This window comes from Mesorhizobium cantuariense (genome assembly GCF_042647205.1).
In the GTDB taxonomy this organism is placed as follows: Bacteria; Pseudomonadota; Alphaproteobacteria; order Rhizobiales; family Rhizobiaceae; genus Mesorhizobium; species Mesorhizobium cantuariense.
The window spans coordinates 7,836,821-7,854,296 of sequence record NZ_JBHRVD010000001.1 but is presented as its reverse complement, the minus strand read 5'-3'; the positions used below and the strand labels follow the sequence as shown (position 1 = coordinate 7,854,296).

Genomic DNA, 17,476 nt, shown 5'->3' with positions numbered 1-17,476 from the left:
GTGGCTGGTTCGGACTATAGCGCAACCATGTCTCAGATTATCTACAAGATAACCCCGCAAGCGCTTTGGCGCGAGGCCGAAACACATGGCCGCTTCGCCGGCGCGCCGATCGATGTCGCCGACGGCTTCATCCATTTCTCCACGGCGGCGCAGATCAAGGAAACGGCGACAAAGCACTTTGCCGGCCAGACCGACCTTCTGCTGGTCGCCATCGACGGGACCAGCCTGGGCGCGGCGCTGAAATACGAGGTCTCGCGCGGCGGCGCGCTGTTTCCGCACCTCTATGGCGTGCTCGACCTGAAAGCCGTGTTGTGGGTCCGACCGCTGCCGCTTGGCGACGATGGCGTGCACCAGTTCCCGGCACTGGAGGCGCAATGAGTCTGTTCGACCGGCTTGGCCAGAAGCTGCTGTTCACATTCGATCCGGAAACCGCGCATGGCATGTCGATCGCGGCGCTGCGATGCGGCCTCCCGGTCGGCGCGCGGACGACGCGCGATGCACGGCTGAAGGTAACGGTCTGCGGCCTCGAGTTTCCGAATCCGCTCGGCATGGCGGCCGGCTACGACAAGAATGCCGAAGTGCCTGACGCTTTGCTTGGGCTCGGCTTCGGCTTTGCCGAGGTCGGCACGATCACGCCGCTGCCACAGGCCGGCAATCCGAAGCCGCGTATCTTCCGGCTGACGGCGGATGAAGCGGTGATCAACCGGCTGGGCTTCAACAATGAAGGCCACGCGGCCGCCGAAAAACGCCTTGCCACACGCAAGGGGCGTGGCGGCATCGTCGGCATCAACATCGGTGCCAACAAGGACAGCAGCGACCGCATCGGCGACTATGAGCGCGGTGTTGCCCGGTTTGCGCAATACGCCAGCTATCTCACTGTCAACATCTCCTCGCCCAACACGCCGGGCCTGCGCAACATGCAGGCACGCGAACAACTCGGCAAACTTTTGTCGCGGGTCATGGCCGCGCGCGCCGCGGCAACGGCGCAGCCGCCGATCTTCCTCAAGATCGCGCCGGATCTGGTCGAGGCCGAGCTGGAGGACATCGCCGCCGAGGTCACCGAGAAGCGGATCGACGGCGTCATCGTCTCCAACACCACCATCTCCCGACCGCCGCTGCGCAGCGGCAACACCGCACGCGAGACCGGCGGGCTCTCGGGCAAACCCTTGTTCGAGCGTTCGACCATCGTGCTGGCGAAGATGCGCAAGCTGCTTGGCCCGAACCGCGCCATCATCGGCGTCGGTGGCGTCGATTCTGCCGATACGGCGCTGGAAAAGATCCGCGCGGGCGCTGATCTCGTCCAGCTCTACACCAGCATGATCTATGCCGGGCCTGCGCTGCCGGGCCGGATCGTCGCCGAGATGGCACGCTTTGCCGGCACGGAACGGCTCAGATCCATTCGCGAGCTGCGCGACAGCCATCTCGATCGATGGGCAATGAGGCCGCTCAGCTGAACGCCGTCCGCATCCGCAGCCGCAGGATCGTCAGCAGGCTGAAGCCTCGCACCAGCAGGAAGACGTGCAGCGCCGCCCACAGACCATTGTTGCCGAAAGCGGGCGCCAAAGTGAGCAGCGCGGCGCTGAAGGCGAGGAATGACAAAAGCATCATGTTGCGCATGTCGCGCGACCAGGTCGCGCCGATGAAGACGCCATCCATCTGGAACGCCAGCACACCGCTCAGCGCGGTGAATGCCGCCCACGGCAGGTAGATGTCGGCCACCGAGCGGACCTCCTGCGACGTCGTCACGAGGGCGACCAGACCGGCGCCGGCCAGGAGCAGCACGAGGGTGGCGGCCCCCGCCAGCCCGAAGCCCCAGAACAGCGTCAGCCGCACGGCCTGACTGAATGGCGCGGCGGCACGCGCGCCGACGGCGCGACCCGCCAGCTGTTCGGCGGCGGTAGCGAAGCCGTCGAGGAAATAGCCGGCGACGAGAAAGAAGTTCATCAGCACGGCATTGGCGGCCAGCGTCACCGTGCCGAACTGCGCGCCCTGGCGGGTGAACAGGGCGAAGGCGGCGAGCAGCGAGAACGAGCGGATCATGATGTCTCGGTTGAGCGACATCATGCGCAGGAAGGCGGCCATGTCGAGCAGGCGATGGCGCGGCAAAGGCGGGGTAGCGCGGAACCGGCGGATCACGATCGCGAGACCGAGCAGCATGGCAAGGAACTCACCGGTGACGGTCGCCCAGGCGACGCCGGCGACGCCCCAGCCAAGCTCCAACCCAAGCAGAAAGCAGAGCGCGATGTTGATGCCGTTGAGCACCAGCTGCAGCATCAGCCCGAGCCCGCCCTCGCCGCGCCCCAGCACATAGCCGAGGATGGCATAGTTGATCAGCGAGAAGGGTGCTGCGAGCAGCCTGATCCTGATGTAGACGCCCATCGCCTCGCTGACGCGCGGTTCGGCGCCCATGAATTTTTGCCCGACGATGGCGACCAGGGGCGCAAGTGCCGCAAGCACGATGCCGGCGACAACAGCGATCAGCACGGCGCGCCAGAACACCGCCTGCTCCTCCAGGGCATCGCCGCGTCCGAAAGCCTGGGCGACGAGGCCGGTGGTGCCCGAGCGCAGGAAATTGAAGGTGGTGAAGACGACGTCGAAGATCAGCGCGCCGGCCGCCAGGCCGCCGAGCAAGGCGGCGTCGCCGAACTGACCCACGACAGCCGTGTCGACCAGGCCGAGCATCGGCGTCGTCAGATAGGCAAGCGTCATCGGCACCGCTATGGCGAGCACGGAACGGTTGGTGACGACAAAAGATCTGGCGTCGGCTGGGGTTGCACCCTGGTCCAAGAATTGCTGCCTTGCTGATTGCGGCTTGATCGAACCGCTGATGTGGCCCATTTTCCAGCCACTGTGCAATCACTCATCCCGTGACGGCCAACCGAAATCCCGCTCTGGCGCGAGCCCGCCGGATCCAGTTCATGCCCCTGCAGATCGTCCATCACCCCGATTACGACGCCGGCTTCGCCACCAACCATCGCTTCCCGATGAGCAAGTATCCGCTGCTGATGGAGGCCCTGCGCGCACGCGGCCTCGCCGGACCCGGCGCCCTCAACGCCGCCGAACCGGCGCCGGCATCATGGCTGGAGCTTGCCCATTCGGCGGACTATGTCGTTCAGGTCATCAGCAGCTGCGTGCCTGAAAAAATCGAGCGCGAGATCGGCTTTCCGGTGACCCCGCGCGTCTCGCTGCGCGCGCAGCTTGCCACCGGCGGCACGGTGCTGGCGGCGCGGCTCGCCTTGCGCCACGGCATCGCCTGCAACACCGCCGGCGGCAGCCATCATGCGCGGCGCGCGCAAGGCGCGGGCTTCTGCACCTTCAACGATGTCGCCGTCGCCGCGCTGGTGCTGCTCGCCGAAGGCTTGGCACGCAACATCCTGGTCGTCGATCTCGACGTGCATCAGGGCGACGGCACGGCGGATATTCTGGCGGGCAATCCACGCGTGTTCGCCTTTTCCATGCATGGCGACCGCAATTATCCCGTGCGCAAGATCGCCTCCGACCTGGATGTCGCGCTGCCCGATGGCACGGGGGATGCGCCGTATCTCGAAAGGCTTGGTGGTATCTTGCCGGCACTGGCTGCCAAAGCGCGTTGGGACGTCGTCTTCTACAATGCCGGCGTCGACGTCCATGCCGAGGACCGGCTTGGCAGGCTGTCGCTATCGGATGATGGCCTCAGCGCCCGCGACGACATGGTCATCCGTCACTTTCGCGCGCAGGGCATTCCCGTCTGCGGCGTTATCGGCGGCGGCTATTCAACCGATGTGCCCGCACTCGCGGCGCGGCACGCCATCCTGTTCGAGGTCGCCTCGGGTTACGCCTGAAAATCTTTTTTGAGCATGATCTTGCCCGAAAACCGTTTCCAGGTTCCGCTGACGCGGACCCGCGGTCCGGGAACTCTACTTCCGGTAGTTGGCAAGCCTCAGCAGGATGAAGGCCGGCACGACGATCGCGGCGCCCAGCAGGATGTAGCCGAGGAAGCGATCGATGGCGTGGAAGCCCAGATTCCACAGGTCGATGAAGAACTTCCGGATGCCGTAGAGCACATCCATCGGCGACCAGCCGAAGGCGTTCATGACCAGGCCGACGAGAAACGACACCACCAGCAATTTCAGGATCACCTTGACCGGCGAGTCGCCGAGAAAGCGCGTCAGTGCGGACAAGGGCCCGTCTCCAGATTGAGGTACCCAGACTCGAGGGTGTCGGCCCAGACATACGCACTTGGCCTGCCGGCTTCAAGCCGACAGTTTTGCGGGATGCCGAGACCTGGAACGGGAATGGCGTGGCCGCAAGTAGCGCCAGGCCGCATGGCAGACGGCGGCCACCGCCTATCCCGCTGGCTTATCTGTTTTCTAACCAATTGCCGCTATTCCCGATCGAATAGCGGGAGCAAGGCTTTTGGTGGAGACGGAGAAAAACACCGCACGACGCGCCGTCATGCTGTCGGTGGTCGTCCCATGCTACAATGAGCTGGCCGGGGTGGCCGAACTGCATCGGCGGGTGACGGCCGCATGTCTGGAACATGGCCCCTCCTACGAGATCGTCCTTGTCATCGACGGCGCGACCGACGGTACGCGCGAGGCCATTTTCGAGTTGGCCGAAAAGGACGACCATATCGTCGCCATCGACCTTGCCCGCAACTACGGTCACCAGATCGCGCTGAGCGCGGGGCTCGAATTCTGTCGCGGCCAGCGCATTCTCATTCTCGATGCCGACCTGCAGGATCCGCCTGAGCTGCTCGGCGCGATGATGACGAAGATGAATGAAGGCTTCGATGTCGTTTACGGCCAGAGGCTGACGCGCGACGGCGAAAGCTGGTTCAAGCTCGCTTCCGCCTCGATGTTCTATCGCTTGCTGCGCCGCATGGTCGACGTCGATATCGCCCCGAATACCGGTGATTTCCGGCTGATGAACCGCCGCGCGCTCGACCATCTGAACGCGATGCCCGAACGCTACAGGTTCATTCGCGGCATGGTGAGCTGGATCGGGCTGAAACAGGTGGCTTTCCCTTATGAAAGACGCCGGCGCTTTGCCGGCACCACCCACTATCCGCTGAAGAAGATGGTTCTTCTGGCGGTCGATGCGATGACCAGCTTTTCCATCGTCCCCTTGCGGTTCGCCTCGCTGCTGGGAATGCTGTTCGGACTTCTGGGGCTGGTCGTGCTCGGCTACACGCTGTTCGAATGGTCGGTCGGAAATGTGTTGCCCGGCTGGACCAGCCTCGCCGCGATCGTGCTGATCCTTGGCAGCGTTCAGCTTATGGTACTAGGCATCTTCGGCGAGTATCTCGGGCGTATGTACATGGAGACCAAGCGGCGGCCGCTTTACTTCGTCAACGAGATCGTTTCATGCAACCATGCAGCCGAGGACAAGGAATTGCCCGTCCATCGCCTGCAGGAGATGGCAAAGAGGGCCGCACGTGCTTGAGGCGGAGTTCGACCAGTTTGCGCGGGAATATCAGGAGCAGCATGCCGCGAGCATAAGGCTGAGCGGCGAAAACCCGGATTTCTTCGCCAAGTACAAGATCGACGATGTCGCCGCGACGCTGCGGCGGGCTGGAGTGAAACCGCGCCGGATACTCGACTTCGGCGCTGGTGTCGGCAATTCACTCGGCCACATGCGCAACGCGTTTCCCGACGCGGAGATAACCTTGCTCGATCCTTCGCGGGAATCGCTCGACATAGCCAGCAAGCGCTTTCCCGGCCAAGCCGCGTTCACGCATTTCGATGGCGAGACGATTCCCTTTGCCGACGGCTGCTTCGACCTGGCCTTCGCCGCTTGCGTCTTCCACCACATCCCCGAAGACCTTCAGATCGGATTGCTGGCGGAGATCGGCAGGGTGCTGGCGAACCGCGGCAGTTTCTTTCTTTTCGAACACAATCCGTGGAATCCGCTGACCACGCACGCGGTGAGAAATTGCGCCTTCGACGAGAACGCGGTTTTGATAAGCTCACGCGAGATGCGTGGACGCATGGCCGAGGCGGGTCTTGCCAACACCCGGATCGTCTACCGGATTTTCTTTCCTCGGCTGCTGGCGAGGCTGAGGCCGTTGGAGCGTTTCCTCGCCAAAATTCCTGTCGGAGCCCAGTATTTTGCGCATGTGGTCAAGCCTGCCGTTTGACTTCCCCAGGATGCTGCGATTTGGCGCCGTCGGTTTACTGAACACGGCGGTAGGATACGCGGTCATCCTGGCCAGCCTTGCACTGGGTCTTGGCGACATCCCTGCCAACGCCACGGGCTATGCCGCAGGCCTTGTCGTCGGCTTCTTCCTCAACCGCCAGTGGACCTTCACAAGAGCCGATGGCTTCCGGCCCGGAACCGCGCTGCGCTATGGGGGCGTCTTTCTGGTCGCCTACAGCATCAATCTGGCCGTCGTGATCGCCGCTCGTTCTGCAGGCATCGTCGAAAACCCTTTGGTTCACCTCGCGGGCATCTGTGTCTATTCGATTGTCTTCTACCTCGGTTCGGCTCGCTTCGTGTTTGTGGGACGCGGAGGTCGCGGAGACGAAAGCGCCGACCCGACAATTCGAGTGGCCGAGGGGTCTCGGCGGCAGCCGGCCAGTCGAACATCTTGAACCAGACTGTCATCGGAAACGATTAGAGGCGGCGCACCATGAACAACGCTCAGGCCAGCGTGGATGCCGCGACATACACCGAGCGGAACAGGCTGATCTTCTGCCTGCTTGCGGCCTTGGCGATGGCGGGGGCACTGGCTGCTCAGGCGGGTTCCACTCTGCAGGATCCCGACAGCTGGTGGCAAGTCAAGGTCGGGCTGGATTTCCTGGCAAACCGGACATTTCCGACGGTCGACCCTTATTCCCACACTTTTGCCGGCCAGCCTTGGATTGCCAAGGAATGGCTGGGGCAGGTCCTGCTGGCTCTTGCCTACCGGGCAGGAAGCTGGAACGGGGTGGTCACTGTGATCATCGCCTCGATTTCCCTGACGGTTTTCCTGATAGGGTGGTTTCTCAGCACATGGCTGAAGCCGATATTAGCGATCACGCTGGCCTTCGCCGCAGTGTTCCTGGTCAATCCGATTTTTACAGCGCGCCCGCATGTCTTCACCTTCCCCATCATCGTCATCTGGACGGAGATGCTCTTTCGTGCGGCAAGGGAAGAACGCGCGCCGCCCTGGTGGCTGCTTGTGCTGGTCGTTTTGTGGGCGAACCTGCACGCCACCTTCACCTTGAGCTTCGTCATTGCCGCTTTCGCTGGCCTCGATCTGCTGGCGCGTACGGGCCTGTCGAAACCAGGCCTCCTGGCGAAATGGATCGCATTCGGGCTGCTTTGTCCACTGGTCAGCCTGATCCACCCCTATGGCGTTCAGGCCATCCTGGCGACGCTGGCCGTGGCCTATGGCAATGAGGCGGTGTCGCTGATCATGGAATGGAAAGCGTTCAGTCAGCAGGATTACCCCGTCCAGGAAGTTGCGATGCTGCTGGCGCTTTTCGGGCTTCTGGTGTCACGGTTGCGAATTGGCTGGGCCAAGGCGTTGTTCGTCGTCTTCACCTTGCATGTCTATCTCGCCCATGTGCGTTTCATGTATCTGTTCTTCCTGTTGATCCCCTTGGTGATCGCGGTCGAGGTCGCGCAGCAGTACCCCTCGCTTTCAGCCACCGCATGGCTGGCGGCAAAGCGCGACGGACTGGAAAAATTCTTCGCCAGGCGGTTCTACGCGATCTGCGGCGCGGCGGTGGTTTTGGTGATCGGCGGGGGCGCCGTTCTCGGCAGTGCCTATCGGGTCGCGCCGAGCCCGAAGACGTCGGCCAGCGGGGCGCTGGCATTCGCCGAAAGCCATCATCTGTCCGGCAATGTGCTGAATTCCTACAATTTCGGCGGCACGCTGATCTTCCACGGGGTCAAGACCTATATCGACGGACGGACGGACCAACTGTTCCTGGGCGGTTTCACAAAAGCCGATGACGAGACGGGCCACAGCGACGGCAAGCCGCTCCTCGAAGCCCGGTTGAAGAAATACGCAATAGGCTGGGCGCTGCTGTCGGCTGACGACAGCCGCATCCCCTTCTTCGACCAGCTGGGCTGGAAGCGGGCCTATGCGGACGACTACGCTGTGATCTATCTGCCCGGCGCCTGATCCTGTTTGGCGTCGGCGCGAGCGCCGCTTTGGCGATTGCCCGAAGCCGGGCCGTCATGGTAACGAGGGCACACGCGGGTATGATGTAATGGTAGCTTGTCAGCTTCCCAAGCTGAACGCGAGGGTTCGATTCCCTCTACCCGCTCCAGCTTAAGGCGCCAGAAACAATTTCAGCGCCTGCCTGTTCGTCGAACAAAACCGAGCAGCCTCGCGCAAGCGCCACCGTTGCGAGGGCGTTTGCTACTACGTCATCCGATGAAACGAAATCGCCGGTCAGCACCCGCAATTCTTCCACGCTTTCAGCCATGGACACGAAATTCCCGACCGATCGGTCGTGCTTGCAGGCCTCGACCACGTAAAGCAGATCGATGATTTCGAAGCTGCGCATACTCAGCCTCCAGAAGAAATCGTCCCTTGCAAGATCATGAACGCGTCCGCAGGAAATAATGTTCCCGGCTCGCTTTCGCTAGCCTCGGCCTGGCGGCTCTTCATGTGCGTTGCGCGCGCCGATCGAACTCGACGCCAGACAGCCCTACCCAAGCCAGCCATCATCCCACTTCCCTCAGAATGAAGTCGTGCAGCATCTTGGCGGCCGGCGACAGCACGCGGTTCTTCACCGTGATCAGGCTGTAGGGCCTGACCTCGATGTCGAATTCGGTCTGAACGACGTCGATGGCGCCGGCCAGCCCGTCGGGATTCTGGATGAATTTCGCCACCTGGACCGAGACCGGCGCAATGGCATCGGACTGCGCGACCATGACCAGGGTCAGGAGCAGTGAGCTGGTGTTGAGGATGCGGTCCGGCAAAGCGATGTTGCGGTTGAGGAAGTTGCTCTCCATCGCCTGGCGCAAGGGCGAGCCGCCCGACTGGAAGACCCAGTCATAGGCAGCGGTCTCTTCCAGCCGCACCGCCTTGCCCTTGGTGAGCGGATGGCCCCGGCGCACGATCAGGCAGGCCTTCTCGACGCCGATGACGCGCGACTCGAACAGCCGCGGATTAAGATCGTCGGGGATGCGCGCGATGATGAAATCATGGCGCGTGGCGATCAGCTCGCGCGCCAGCACATTGGAGGTCTCGACCTGCATGGTGATCTCGATGCGCGGATAGATGCGGCGGATTTCGCGAATTGCCGGCACCGCCAGCTCGATTGCAGGCGCGGTCACCGCACCCAGGAACACCGAACCGCCCTTGCCCGCCTTGAGCTCGGAAATCTCGCGGTCGACCTCCCGCATCTCCAGCAGGATCGAGCGCGCACGCCTGGCCAAAGCCTTGCCGTATGGCGTCAAGGTGATGCCGCGCGGCAGCCTCTCGCACAGCTTGACCTCCAGCACCGCCTCCATCTCTGCGATCATGCGCGAGGCCGCCGGCTGCGAAATGTTCATCACCTGGGCCGCCGCGCTGACCCGGCCATGGTCGTCGAGCGCGACGATCATGCGCATGTGACGCAGGCTGAGACCGCTGCGCAGCAGGGTTTCGCCATCGCCCGGCATCTCTCTGTAGCCGTTTGAAATCGCAGTCGGATTCCTGATCGCCGCCATCGCTTTCCTTCGCCTCCGCTCGCCGCCGGTCGACCTTCGCGGCAACCTCTCTCGCCTCAATAACATATACCGATCATGATATAGCAACCATCAAAGATCGCATTTGACAGTTATGGCAAAGAGCCACACCCTTTGCGCGTTCCGAGACGCGACGGTCGCTGGCGAGAAAAATCGTATCGATTGAAATCAGCGCCTCGGGGCCATGGGAGGATACCGGAGATCGATATGACGGCAGCAGTGCCTTGGCGCTTCTGCACGATTGCGCGGCCCGCGACCCCCGGGGTGCCGCGTCCATCAACCAGGGAGAGTTAAAGTGAAGATCATCAAGACACTGGCCGCCGTCGCGGCCCTTGGCATCGCTGCCATGACCTACTCGGCGCACGCAGCCGACAAGGGTCTTGTCGGCGTGCTGATGCCGACCAAGACCTCGCAGCGCTGGATCAATGACGGCGACGCCGTCAAGTCCCAGCTCGAGGCTCTCGGCTACACTGTCGACCTGCAATATGCGCAGGACGACATCCCCAACCAGCTCAGCCAGCTGGAAAACGAAATCACCAAAGGCCCGAAGGCGCTGATCATCGCCTCGATCGACGGCACCACCCTGTCGGATGCGCTGCAGAAGGCCGCTGACGCAGGCGTCGTCGTCGTCGCTTATGACCGCCTGATCAAGAAGACCGCCAATGTCGACTACTACACCACCTTCGACAATTTCGGCGTCGGCGTGATCCAGGCGAATTCGCTGGTCAAGGGCCTCAAGGAGCGTTTCCCGAACACCAAGCCGTGGAACGTCGAACTGTTCGGCGGCTCGCCCGACGACAACAACGCCTTTTTCTTCTACAATGGTGCGATCTCCGTCCTGCAGCCACTGATCGACGACGGCTCGATCAAGATCAAGTCCGGCCAGACCGGCATGGACAAGGTCGGCACGCTGCGTTGGCTCGCCGCCACTGCCCAGGCGCGCATGGACAATCTGCTGTCGGCCAACTATTCGGACGGCAGCCGCGTCGATGGCGTTCTGTCGCCCTATGATGGCCTGTCGCGCGGCATCACCGCCTCGCTGCGCGCCGTCGGTTACGGCACGGACGCACAGCCCTGGCCGATCGTGACCGGCCAGGATGCCGAGACCGCCTCGGTCAAGCTGATCATCACGGGCGAGCAGTATTCGACCGTATTCAAGGACACCCGCGAACTGGCCAAGGCCACCGTCGAGCTCGTCGACAAGGTGCTCTCGGGCGGCAAGCCGGACGGCCTCGATGAAAAGACCTACAACAACGACGTCAAGGTCGTCCCCTCGATCCTCTTGACGCCGCATGAGGTCGACAAGTCGAACTACCAGGCACTGGTCGTCGACTCCGGCTACATCAAGGCCGACGAACTGAAGTAACCCCGGTTACAAAGTCAGGGGTCCTGCGCAACGCAGGGCCCCTTTTCGTTCACCAGCGAGCCCGGTATTGTTTGCCGACCTCGCCGGCAGTGTTTGCCGACCTCGCAAGGAGCGGTAGTCCCCATGGCCACGACGATTTTGGAGATGCGCGACATCACCAAGACGTTCCCCGGCGTGAAGGCGCTGTCGAACGTCAACCTCAGCGTCGAGGAAGGCGAAATCCATGCCGTGGTCGGCGAGAACGGCGCCGGCAAGTCGACGCTGATGAAGGTGCTGTCGGGCGTCTATCCCTCCGGCACCTATGACGGCCAGATCATCTTTCAAGGCCAGGAATGCCAGTTCAAAGGCATCCACGACAGCGAACACAAGGGCATCGTCATCATCCACCAGGAGCTTGCGCTGGTGCCGATGCTGTCGATCGCCGAAAACATCTTCCTCGGCAATGAGCACGCCAGATACGGCGTCATCGACTGGAATGCCAACGAGGCGCGCACCAGCGCCCTGTTGAAGAAGGTGGGTCTCAAGGAGGACCCCAAGACGCTGATCACCAATATCGGCGTCGGCAAGCAGCAGCTGGTCGAGATCGCCAAGGCGTTGAGCAAGGAAGTCAAGCTCCTGATCCTCGACGAGCCGACGGCGTCGCTCAGCGAAAAGGATAGTCAGGCGCTGCTCGACCTTCTGCTCGAATTCAAGCGGCAAGGCATGACCTCGATCCTGATCTCGCACAAGCTCAACGAGGTGAACCGGGTCGCCGACAAGGTCACGGTGATCCGCGACGGGCGCACCATCGAGACGCTGGCCAAGAAGGACATTTCGGAAGACCGCATCATCACCTCGATGGTCGGCCGTTCGCTCGACGACCGCTATCCGCCGCGCGAGCCTGACATCGGCGAGGTCGTGTTCGAAGTGAAGAACTGGTCGGTCTATCACCCGCTCCATGCCGACCGGCAAGTGATCAAGGGCATCGACATCAACGTGCGCAAGGGCGAGGTTGTGGGTATCGCCGGGCTGATGGGCGCCGGCCGCACCGAATTCGCCATGAGCATCTTCGGCCGTTCCTATGGCCGCCGCATCAGTGGCGAGGTGCTGCTCAAGGGCAAGCCGATCGATGTTTCCTCGGTGAGCAGGGCGGTCGAACACGGAATCGCCTACGTGACCGAGGACCGCAAGACCTACGGTCTCAACCTCATCGACCATATCAAGCACAACATCACGCTGGCCAATCTCGGCGGCGTGTCGCGCCACAGCGTGATCGACGACATGCGCGAGCTCGCCGTTGCCAACGACTATCGCAAAAAGACCAATATCCGCGCTTCGAGCGTCTATCAGATGACCGGCAATCTTTCCGGCGGCAACCAGCAGAAGGTGGTGCTGTCGAAATGGCTGTTCGCCGACCCGGAAGTGCTGATCCTCGACGAGCCGACACGCGGCATCGATGTCGGCGCCAAATACGAAATCTACACGATCATCGCCCGCCTCGCCGCCGAAGGTAAGGCGATCGTGGTCATCTCGTCGGAAATGCCAGAACTGCTCGGCATCACCGACCGCATCTACGTCATGAACGAAGGACGCATTGTCGGCGAAATGCCCGCGGCGGACGCAAGCCAGGAAAAAATAATGCGCGCCATCGTTCGGGGAGAAGGAAAAGCAGCATGAGTACCGAAAGCGCCCCCGCCCCGCAGAGCAAAGTCGCCGAAGACGTGCCGCAGGGTCCACGCATCGCCGTCTCGGCGCTGACGACGAACCTGCGCGAATACGGCCTGATACTGGCGCTGATCGCTATCATGGTGTTCTTCCAGTTCACCACCTCCGGAACGCTGTTCAAGCCGGTGAACCTGAGCAACCTGGTGCAGCAGAACTCGTTCATCATCGTGATGGCGCTGGGCATGCTGCTGGTCATCGTCTCCGGCCATATCGATCTCAGCGTCGGCTCCGTCGCCGGCTTCATCGGCGCATTGGCGGCGATGATGATGGTCATCTGGCCGCTCGGCCCCTTCAGCAATCCGCTGGTGGTGTCGATCATCTGCCTCATCGTGGGCGGCGCGATCGGCGCGGCGCAAGGCTACTGGATCGCCTATCACCGAATACCGAGCTTCATCGTCACGCTGGCCGGCATGCTGATCTTCCGCGGCATCTGCCAGGCGCTGCTGGGCGGCGGATCCTCGGTGGGACCGCTTCCCGACGGCTTCAAGGCGCTCAGCTCCGGCTTCATCCCGGATGTCATCGGGCCACTGACACTCATCCCGCCGACGGTGAACGCGGCCGGCAAGACCATCATGGGCAGCGGCCTGACGCTGCACATGACGACGATCGTGCTGGGCCTGATCGCTGTGCTGGCCTATGCTTATTTCGGGCTGAGGACGCGACGCAAGCGCGAACGCCATGGCTATGAGGCCGAGCCCTTTCCCCTGTTCGTCATCAAGACGCTTGTCGGCAGCGCGCTGGCGCTGTTCCTGGTATACCAGTTCGCCAGCTACAGGGGCCTGCCGGTGGTGCTGCTCGTCATGGGCGTGCTGATCTCGCTGTTCGTCTTCGTCACCAAGCGCATGACCATCGGCCGCCGCATCTATGCAATGGGCGGCAACGCCAAGGCCGCGCAGCTGTCGGGTATCAAGACCGAACGGCTGACGCTGATGGTGTTCGTCAATATGGGCGTACTGTCGGCGCTTGGTGGCCTGATCATCGCGGCCCGTCTCGGACAGGCGGTGCCGGCCGCGGGCCTCGGCAGCGAGCTCGACGTCATCGCCGCTGTCTTCATCGGCGGTGCCTCGGCGATGGGCGGTGTCGGCCAGGTCATCGGCGCGGTGGTCGGCGGCTTCATCATGGGCGTCATGAATAACGGCATGTCGATCATGGGCGTCAATGTCGATTGGCAGCAGGTGGTCAAAGGCCTGGTGCTGCTCGGTGCCGTGATCTTCGACGTCTACAACAAGAACAAGGCTTGAACAGGCTTCAGGCGAGGCAGCAGGAGGCATACGATCGCGGCGCTGCCGGCAACCGCCGGCGTCAAGAAGTCCCTCAGGGACCAAGCCCGCGAGCGCAATCCGGACGAGGAATTTCACCCGTGGCGCGGCGAGGGCCGAGTCGCGCAGGTTAAGGTTTGCCAAATGGCAACCGGGCCAAGACAAATGAGAGAGGATTCATCATGCTGATCTCCCAGATTCTCGATGACGCCGAGACCATCCGTGTCGTTGCCCGCAACGGCGGCAAGACCCGGATCATCAACGGCGCGCGCAGCGTATATTCGCTGGCGATGGAAGCCGCCCGCACCGGCGTCGGCCTCGTCGCGCTGATCGAACGCAAGGGGCTCGGCGAGACGGTCGATATCGAGGCCGCCTACAAGAAGGGGCGGCTGCTGTCGCCGATCAACCACCCCGACCCGGCGCATCTGCATCTCACCGGCACCGGACTGACACATCTCGGCTCGGCCGCGACACGCGATTCCATGCACAAGAAGCTCAGCGCCGATGGCGAGGAGCAGCTGACCGATTCCATGAAGATGTTCCGCATGGGGCTGGAGGGCGGCAAGCCCGCGAAAGGCCAGATCGGCGTGCAGCCGGAATGGTTCTACAAGGGCAACGGCACGATGGCGGTGGCGCCAGGTGCCGCACTCCTGTCGCCGGCTTTCGCCAAGGACGCCGGCGAAGAGCCCGAGGTGGCCGGCATCTATGTCATCGGCGATGACGGCGCGCCATTCCGTGTCGGCTTCACGCTGTCGAACGAGTTCTCCGACCACGTCACCGAGCGCGTGAACTATCTCTTTCTCGCCCATTCCAAACTGCGCAACGCCTCGTTCGGCCCGGAGATCCTGATCGGCGACCTGCCTTCCGACATCCGCGGCACCTCGCGCATCGTGCGCGACAGCGAGGTGCTGTGGGAAAAGCCGTTCCTGTCCGGTGAAGCGAACATGTCGCACACCATCGCCAATCTCGAGCATCACCACTTCAAATATGCGGCCTTCCGCCAGCCAGGCGACGTGCATGTGCATATGTTCGGTACGGCGACGCTGTCCTTCGCCGACGGCATCAAGACCGAGGCCGGCGACGTGTTCGAGATCGAAGCCAAGGATTTCGGCCTGCCGCTGCGCAATCCGCTCGAGATCGAGCAGCCGGTGCAGGTGGCGGTGAAGGCGCTTTGAGGTCGTGATCTCCCCCCCTTGAGGGCATATGCGCTAAGATAGGTGTTGCAGTGGGGAATCGGTTGTGATTCTACGCTGCGATGACTCACGAATCGCTTGTAGATGACGGCTGGGCCGAGACGATTGAGCTCCTCGGCGGTGAAGAGTTGATTGCAGGGAGTGCCCGCGAGACGAAGGCGTTTCTGCGGCCGCGGGGCGTCAGGTCGGCTACTGATCTGTTGCGCCTGACACTGGCTTACTGCCTTGGCAAGGTGGGCATGCGGGGCGTCGTGGCCTGGGCGGCGGCAAGCGGGATCGCCGACATCTCGGACGTGGCGTTGCTCGGCCGGCTGCGCAATGCAGGGCCGTGGCTGCAGCAGTTGATCGGGCACCTTTTGAAGCGCGAGGAGGAAGGCTTGCCTAAGGGCCGGCTGATCCGCATCCTCGATGCGACATCGGTTGCCAAGGCGGGTGTGCATGAGAAGAAGAACAATGGCCTTTGGCGTATGCACTGCGCCTTCGATCTTGAGCGCGAGCAGTTCGATTTCCTCGAGATCACCGACCAGAGCGAGGCCGAGCTGATCGACCGCGTGCCGGTGGTGCCGGGCGAGATCCGCATCGGCGACCGCGCCTATCTGCAGGCCGAGCGGATCGCAAAGGTCATGGCGCAAGACGGCGACGTTGTCGTGCGCGCGCCGTGGAAGAATGTGCGATGGCTCGACGCCAACGGCAAGGCGTTCGATCTCATCGGCCACCTGAAGAGCTGCCGGGAGGAGGTCATCGAAACGCCTGTCTGGCTGGGCCTCAAGAAGGGCGAGCCCCTGAAGATGCGCCTGATCGCCTTGCGCAAATCCGAGGCTGCGACACAAGAAGCGCGGCGCAAAATCAACAAGGAAGCCAAGGCCAAGGGCAAGCAGGTTCAACCGGAGACGCTGATTGCCGCCGGCTTTGTCATCCTTGTGACCTCGCTTGACCAGGAGGAGTTTCCCTCCGGCACAGTTCTCAAGCTCTATCGCATGCGCTGGCGCATCGAGCTCGCCTTCAAGCGTCTGAAGAGCCTGATCGGACTGCGCGCGCCTCCAGCCAAAGACCCAAGGATCGCAAAGCCTTGGATTCTTGCCCACTTCCTCATCGCGCTTGTGACCGAACCCCTTTCGCAGGAGTTGGGTGTCTCTCCCCCTTGAGCGACGGGCGCCCGCTGCTGTGGCGCGCCACCCGCCAGATCGTCGCCTCTCTGATCGCAGCGATCTTTGCTCAACCTCCCTTGGCAGCCCTGCGCCAAAATCTCCATGCCTTGCGACATCGATGGCGTGAGCCACCACGAAAGCGCAAATTTCAGTCCATGCCGAAGCTATCTTAGCGCATATGCCCTTGTGGGGGAGATGTCGCCGAAGGCGACAGAGGGGGTCGTCTCACATGGATCGCCAACCCCTTCTACGGTGGCGGAATGGGCGTTGGCGATCTACGCGCAGCGACCCCCTCTGGCCTGCCGGCCATCTCCCCCTCAAGGAGGGAGATTGGCAGCTTCAACCTCAATAGATATCGAAGTCGAAATACTTGGCCTGGATCTTCTTGTAGGTGCCGTCGGCGACAATGGCGTCGATGGCCGCGTTGAGCTTGTCGCGCAGTGCGGTGTCTTCCAGGCGGACGGCAATGCCGGCTTGCGTTTCCGTACCCTTGACGTCGCCAACCAGCTTGCAGCAGCCGTCGCTTGCCTTCTTCAACCAGTCCATCAGCACGAACTTATCGGAAAGTACGGCGTCGAGACGGCCGTTCGTCAGGTCGGTGATCGCCTCTTCCTGGGTCGGATAGAGTTTTGCCTCCGCGCCCGCCTTGCCATATTCATTCTGGGCATAGTCGGCCTGCGTGGTCGAGGCCTGGGCGCCGACCGTCTTGCCCGCAAGTGCTGCCGGTTCGGTCGAGGTGAGATCGCTGTCCTTCGGCGCCACCAAAGCGAGCGGTGTCGTATAATATTTGTTGGTGAAGGCGACCTGCTTCTTGCGCTCCTCGGTGATGCTCATCGAGGCGATGATGGCGTCGAATTTCTTGGCCTGCAAAGCGGGGATGATGCCGTCCCAGTCCTGGGTGACGATCTCGCACTCGACCTTCATCTGCGCGCATAGTGCGTTGGCGATGTCGATGTCGAAGCCTTCGACCTTGCCGTCAGCCGTAATGGTGTTGAACGGCGGATAGGCGCCCTCGGTGCCGATCTTGATCTTCTCCTGCGCCTGCGACAGCGAGCCGGCCGCCATCACCAGCATGGCAGCTCCCGCTGCCGACATGATCCATTTCGAAATCTGCATTTTCTTGGTTCCCCTTGAACGCCGGCATCTTGACGACCAGCA

The 17,476-nt window shown here is 62.5% G+C and carries 17 protein-coding genes and 1 tRNA gene; 13 read left to right on the top strand and 5 right to left on the bottom strand.

Annotated features, from left to right (window positions below; all coding sequences use genetic code 11):
- Positions 1 to 27: 27 nt before the first annotated feature.
- Both ACFOJ9_RS38210 and ACFOJ9_RS38205 read left to right on the top strand, forming a co-directional pair.
- Entirely contained in the window at positions 28 to 378 is a 351-nt protein-coding gene (locus ACFOJ9_RS38210; RefSeq protein ID WP_378987368.1) for a DUF952 domain-containing protein, read from the top strand.
- Positions 375 to 1,454: a quinone-dependent dihydroorotate dehydrogenase gene (locus ACFOJ9_RS38205; protein WP_378987365.1), complete on the top strand. Its 1,080-nt coding sequence runs from the start codon at positions 375 to 377 to the stop codon at positions 1,452 to 1,454. The genes ACFOJ9_RS38210 and ACFOJ9_RS38205 overlap by 4 nt, the downstream gene beginning before the upstream one ends.
- On the opposite strand, the gene ACFOJ9_RS38200 is transcribed toward ACFOJ9_RS38205, so the two are convergent.
- Complete coding sequence (locus ACFOJ9_RS38200; protein ID WP_378987362.1) at positions 1,447 to 2,787, bottom strand: MATE family efflux transporter; 1,341 nt, start codon at positions 2,785 to 2,787, stop codon at positions 1,447 to 1,449. The genes ACFOJ9_RS38205 and ACFOJ9_RS38200 overlap by 8 nt on opposite strands.
- A gap of 131 nt (positions 2,788 to 2,918) precedes the next feature.
- Between ACFOJ9_RS38200 and ACFOJ9_RS38195 the strand changes: the two genes are divergently transcribed.
- Positions 2,919 to 3,821 carry a histone deacetylase family protein gene (locus tag ACFOJ9_RS38195; protein WP_378987359.1) on the top strand — a complete coding sequence of 301 codons (903 nt, stop codon included), beginning with the start codon at positions 2,919 to 2,921 and terminating at the stop codon, positions 3,819 to 3,821.
- 75 nt (positions 3,822 to 3,896) lie between these two features.
- On the opposite strand, the gene ACFOJ9_RS38190 is transcribed toward ACFOJ9_RS38195, so the two are convergent.
- On the bottom strand, positions 3,897 to 4,160 hold the full coding sequence (locus ACFOJ9_RS38190; RefSeq protein ID WP_378987356.1) for a DUF6460 domain-containing protein: 264 nt from the start codon (positions 4,158 to 4,160) through the stop codon (positions 3,897 to 3,899).
- Between the two features lie 274 nt (positions 4,161 to 4,434).
- Between ACFOJ9_RS38190 and ACFOJ9_RS38185 the strand changes: the two genes are divergently transcribed.
- The 5 genes from ACFOJ9_RS38185 to ACFOJ9_RS38165 all read left to right on the top strand — a co-directional run bounded on the left by ACFOJ9_RS38185 (position 4,435) and on the right by ACFOJ9_RS38165 (position 8,240).
- Positions 4,435 to 5,424 (top strand): glycosyltransferase family 2 protein, encoded by a 990-nt coding sequence (locus ACFOJ9_RS38185; protein WP_378988320.1) that lies wholly within the window; start codon positions 4,435 to 4,437, stop codon positions 5,422 to 5,424.
- Complete coding sequence (locus ACFOJ9_RS38180; RefSeq protein WP_378987354.1) at positions 5,417 to 6,118, top strand: class I SAM-dependent methyltransferase; 702 nt, start codon at positions 5,417 to 5,419, stop codon at positions 6,116 to 6,118. Before ACFOJ9_RS38185 ends, ACFOJ9_RS38180 begins: the two co-directional genes overlap by 8 nt.
- Positions 6,096 to 6,572 (top strand): GtrA family protein, encoded by a 477-nt coding sequence (locus ACFOJ9_RS38175; protein WP_378987351.1) that lies wholly within the window; start codon positions 6,096 to 6,098, stop codon positions 6,570 to 6,572. Before ACFOJ9_RS38180 ends, ACFOJ9_RS38175 begins: the two co-directional genes overlap by 23 nt.
- Positions 6,573 to 6,610: 38 nt before the next feature.
- Positions 6,611 to 8,092: a hypothetical protein gene (locus ACFOJ9_RS38170; RefSeq protein ID WP_378987348.1), complete on the top strand. Its 1,482-nt coding sequence runs from the start codon at positions 6,611 to 6,613 to the stop codon at positions 8,090 to 8,092.
- A 74-nt stretch (positions 8,093 to 8,166) separates the two neighbouring features.
- Positions 8,167 to 8,240 (top strand) — tRNA-Gly (locus ACFOJ9_RS38165).
- Here the strand turns inward: ACFOJ9_RS38165 and ACFOJ9_RS38160 are convergent.
- Entirely contained in the window at positions 8,229 to 8,480 is a 252-nt protein-coding gene (locus tag ACFOJ9_RS38160; protein ID WP_378987346.1) for a hypothetical protein, read from the bottom strand. The two genes, ACFOJ9_RS38165 and ACFOJ9_RS38160, sit on opposite strands and share 12 nt — an antisense overlap.
- A 160-nt stretch (positions 8,481 to 8,640) precedes the next feature.
- A complete protein-coding gene (locus tag ACFOJ9_RS38155; protein WP_378987343.1) occupies positions 8,641 to 9,630 on the bottom strand; it encodes a LysR family transcriptional regulator in 990 nt (329 codons plus the stop codon).
- 313 nt (positions 9,631 to 9,943) lie between these two features.
- On the opposite strand from ACFOJ9_RS38155, the gene chvE reads away from it, so the two are divergent.
- From chvE to ACFOJ9_RS38130, 5 genes are all read left to right on the top strand, one after another.
- Complete coding sequence (chvE, locus tag ACFOJ9_RS38150) at positions 9,944 to 11,014, top strand: multiple monosaccharide ABC transporter substrate-binding protein (RefSeq protein WP_023681943.1); 1,071 nt, start codon at positions 9,944 to 9,946, stop codon at positions 11,012 to 11,014.
- 123 nt (positions 11,015 to 11,137) lie between these two features.
- On the top strand, positions 11,138 to 12,670 hold the full coding sequence (mmsA, locus tag ACFOJ9_RS38145) for a multiple monosaccharide ABC transporter ATP-binding protein (RefSeq protein ID WP_378987339.1): 1,533 nt from the start codon (positions 11,138 to 11,140) through the stop codon (positions 12,668 to 12,670).
- Positions 12,667 to 13,959 carry a multiple monosaccharide ABC transporter permease gene (mmsB, locus tag ACFOJ9_RS38140; protein ID WP_378987336.1) on the top strand — a complete coding sequence of 431 codons (1,293 nt, stop codon included), beginning with the start codon at positions 12,667 to 12,669 and terminating at the stop codon, positions 13,957 to 13,959. The genes mmsA and mmsB overlap by 4 nt, the downstream gene beginning before the upstream one ends.
- Positions 13,960 to 14,159: 200 nt before the next feature.
- On the top strand, positions 14,160 to 15,152 hold the full coding sequence (araD1, locus tag ACFOJ9_RS38135) for an AraD1 family protein (RefSeq protein ID WP_378987333.1): 993 nt from the start codon (positions 14,160 to 14,162) through the stop codon (positions 15,150 to 15,152).
- A gap of 80 nt (positions 15,153 to 15,232) precedes the next feature.
- Positions 15,233 to 16,315 (top strand): transposase, encoded by a 1,083-nt coding sequence (locus ACFOJ9_RS38130; RefSeq protein WP_056580349.1) that lies wholly within the window; start codon positions 15,233 to 15,235, stop codon positions 16,313 to 16,315.
- Positions 16,316 to 16,663: 348 nt separating this feature from the next.
- Here the strand turns inward: ACFOJ9_RS38130 and ACFOJ9_RS38125 are convergent, their stop codons facing one another.
- Entirely contained in the window at positions 16,664 to 17,434 is a 771-nt protein-coding gene (locus tag ACFOJ9_RS38125) for an ABC transporter substrate-binding protein (protein WP_378987330.1), read from the bottom strand.
- Positions 17,435 to 17,476 lie beyond the last annotated feature (42 nt).

Excerpts from the sequence above, each read along its gene's own strand:
- ACFOJ9_RS38210 (WP_378987368.1), top strand. The coding sequence starts at position 28 with ATGTCTCAGATTATCTACAAGATAACCCCGCAAGCGCTTTGGCGCGAG.
- ACFOJ9_RS38205 (WP_378987365.1), top strand. The coding sequence starts at position 375 with ATGAGTCTGTTCGACCGGCTTGGCCAGAAGCTGCTGTTCACATTCGAT.
- ACFOJ9_RS38195 (WP_378987359.1), top strand. The coding sequence starts at position 2,919 with ATGCCCCTGCAGATCGTCCATCACCCCGATTACGACGCCGGCTTCGCC.
- ACFOJ9_RS38185 (WP_378988320.1), top strand. The coding sequence starts at position 4,435 with ATGCTGTCGGTGGTCGTCCCATGCTACAATGAGCTGGCCGGGGTGGCC.
- ACFOJ9_RS38175 (WP_378987351.1), top strand. The coding sequence starts at position 6,096 with ATGTGGTCAAGCCTGCCGTTTGACTTCCCCAGGATGCTGCGATTTGGC.
- ACFOJ9_RS38170 (WP_378987348.1), top strand. The coding sequence starts at position 6,611 with ATGAACAACGCTCAGGCCAGCGTGGATGCCGCGACATACACCGAGCGG.
- ACFOJ9_RS38160 (WP_378987346.1), bottom strand. The coding sequence starts at position 8,480 with ATGCGCAGCTTCGAAATCATCGATCTGCTTTACGTGGTCGAGGCCTGC.
- ACFOJ9_RS38155 (WP_378987343.1), bottom strand. The coding sequence starts at position 9,630 with ATGGCGGCGATCAGGAATCCGACTGCGATTTCAAACGGCTACAGAGAG.
- mmsA (WP_378987339.1), top strand. The coding sequence starts at position 11,138 with ATGGCCACGACGATTTTGGAGATGCGCGACATCACCAAGACGTTCCCC.
- mmsB (WP_378987336.1), top strand. The coding sequence starts at position 12,667 with ATGAGTACCGAAAGCGCCCCCGCCCCGCAGAGCAAAGTCGCCGAAGAC.
- araD1 (WP_378987333.1), top strand. The coding sequence starts at position 14,160 with ATGCTGATCTCCCAGATTCTCGATGACGCCGAGACCATCCGTGTCGTT.
- ACFOJ9_RS38130 (WP_056580349.1), top strand. The coding sequence starts at position 15,233 with ATGACTCACGAATCGCTTGTAGATGACGGCTGGGCCGAGACGATTGAG.
- ACFOJ9_RS38125 (WP_378987330.1), bottom strand. The coding sequence starts at position 17,434 with ATGCAGATTTCGAAATGGATCATGTCGGCAGCGGGAGCTGCCATGCTG.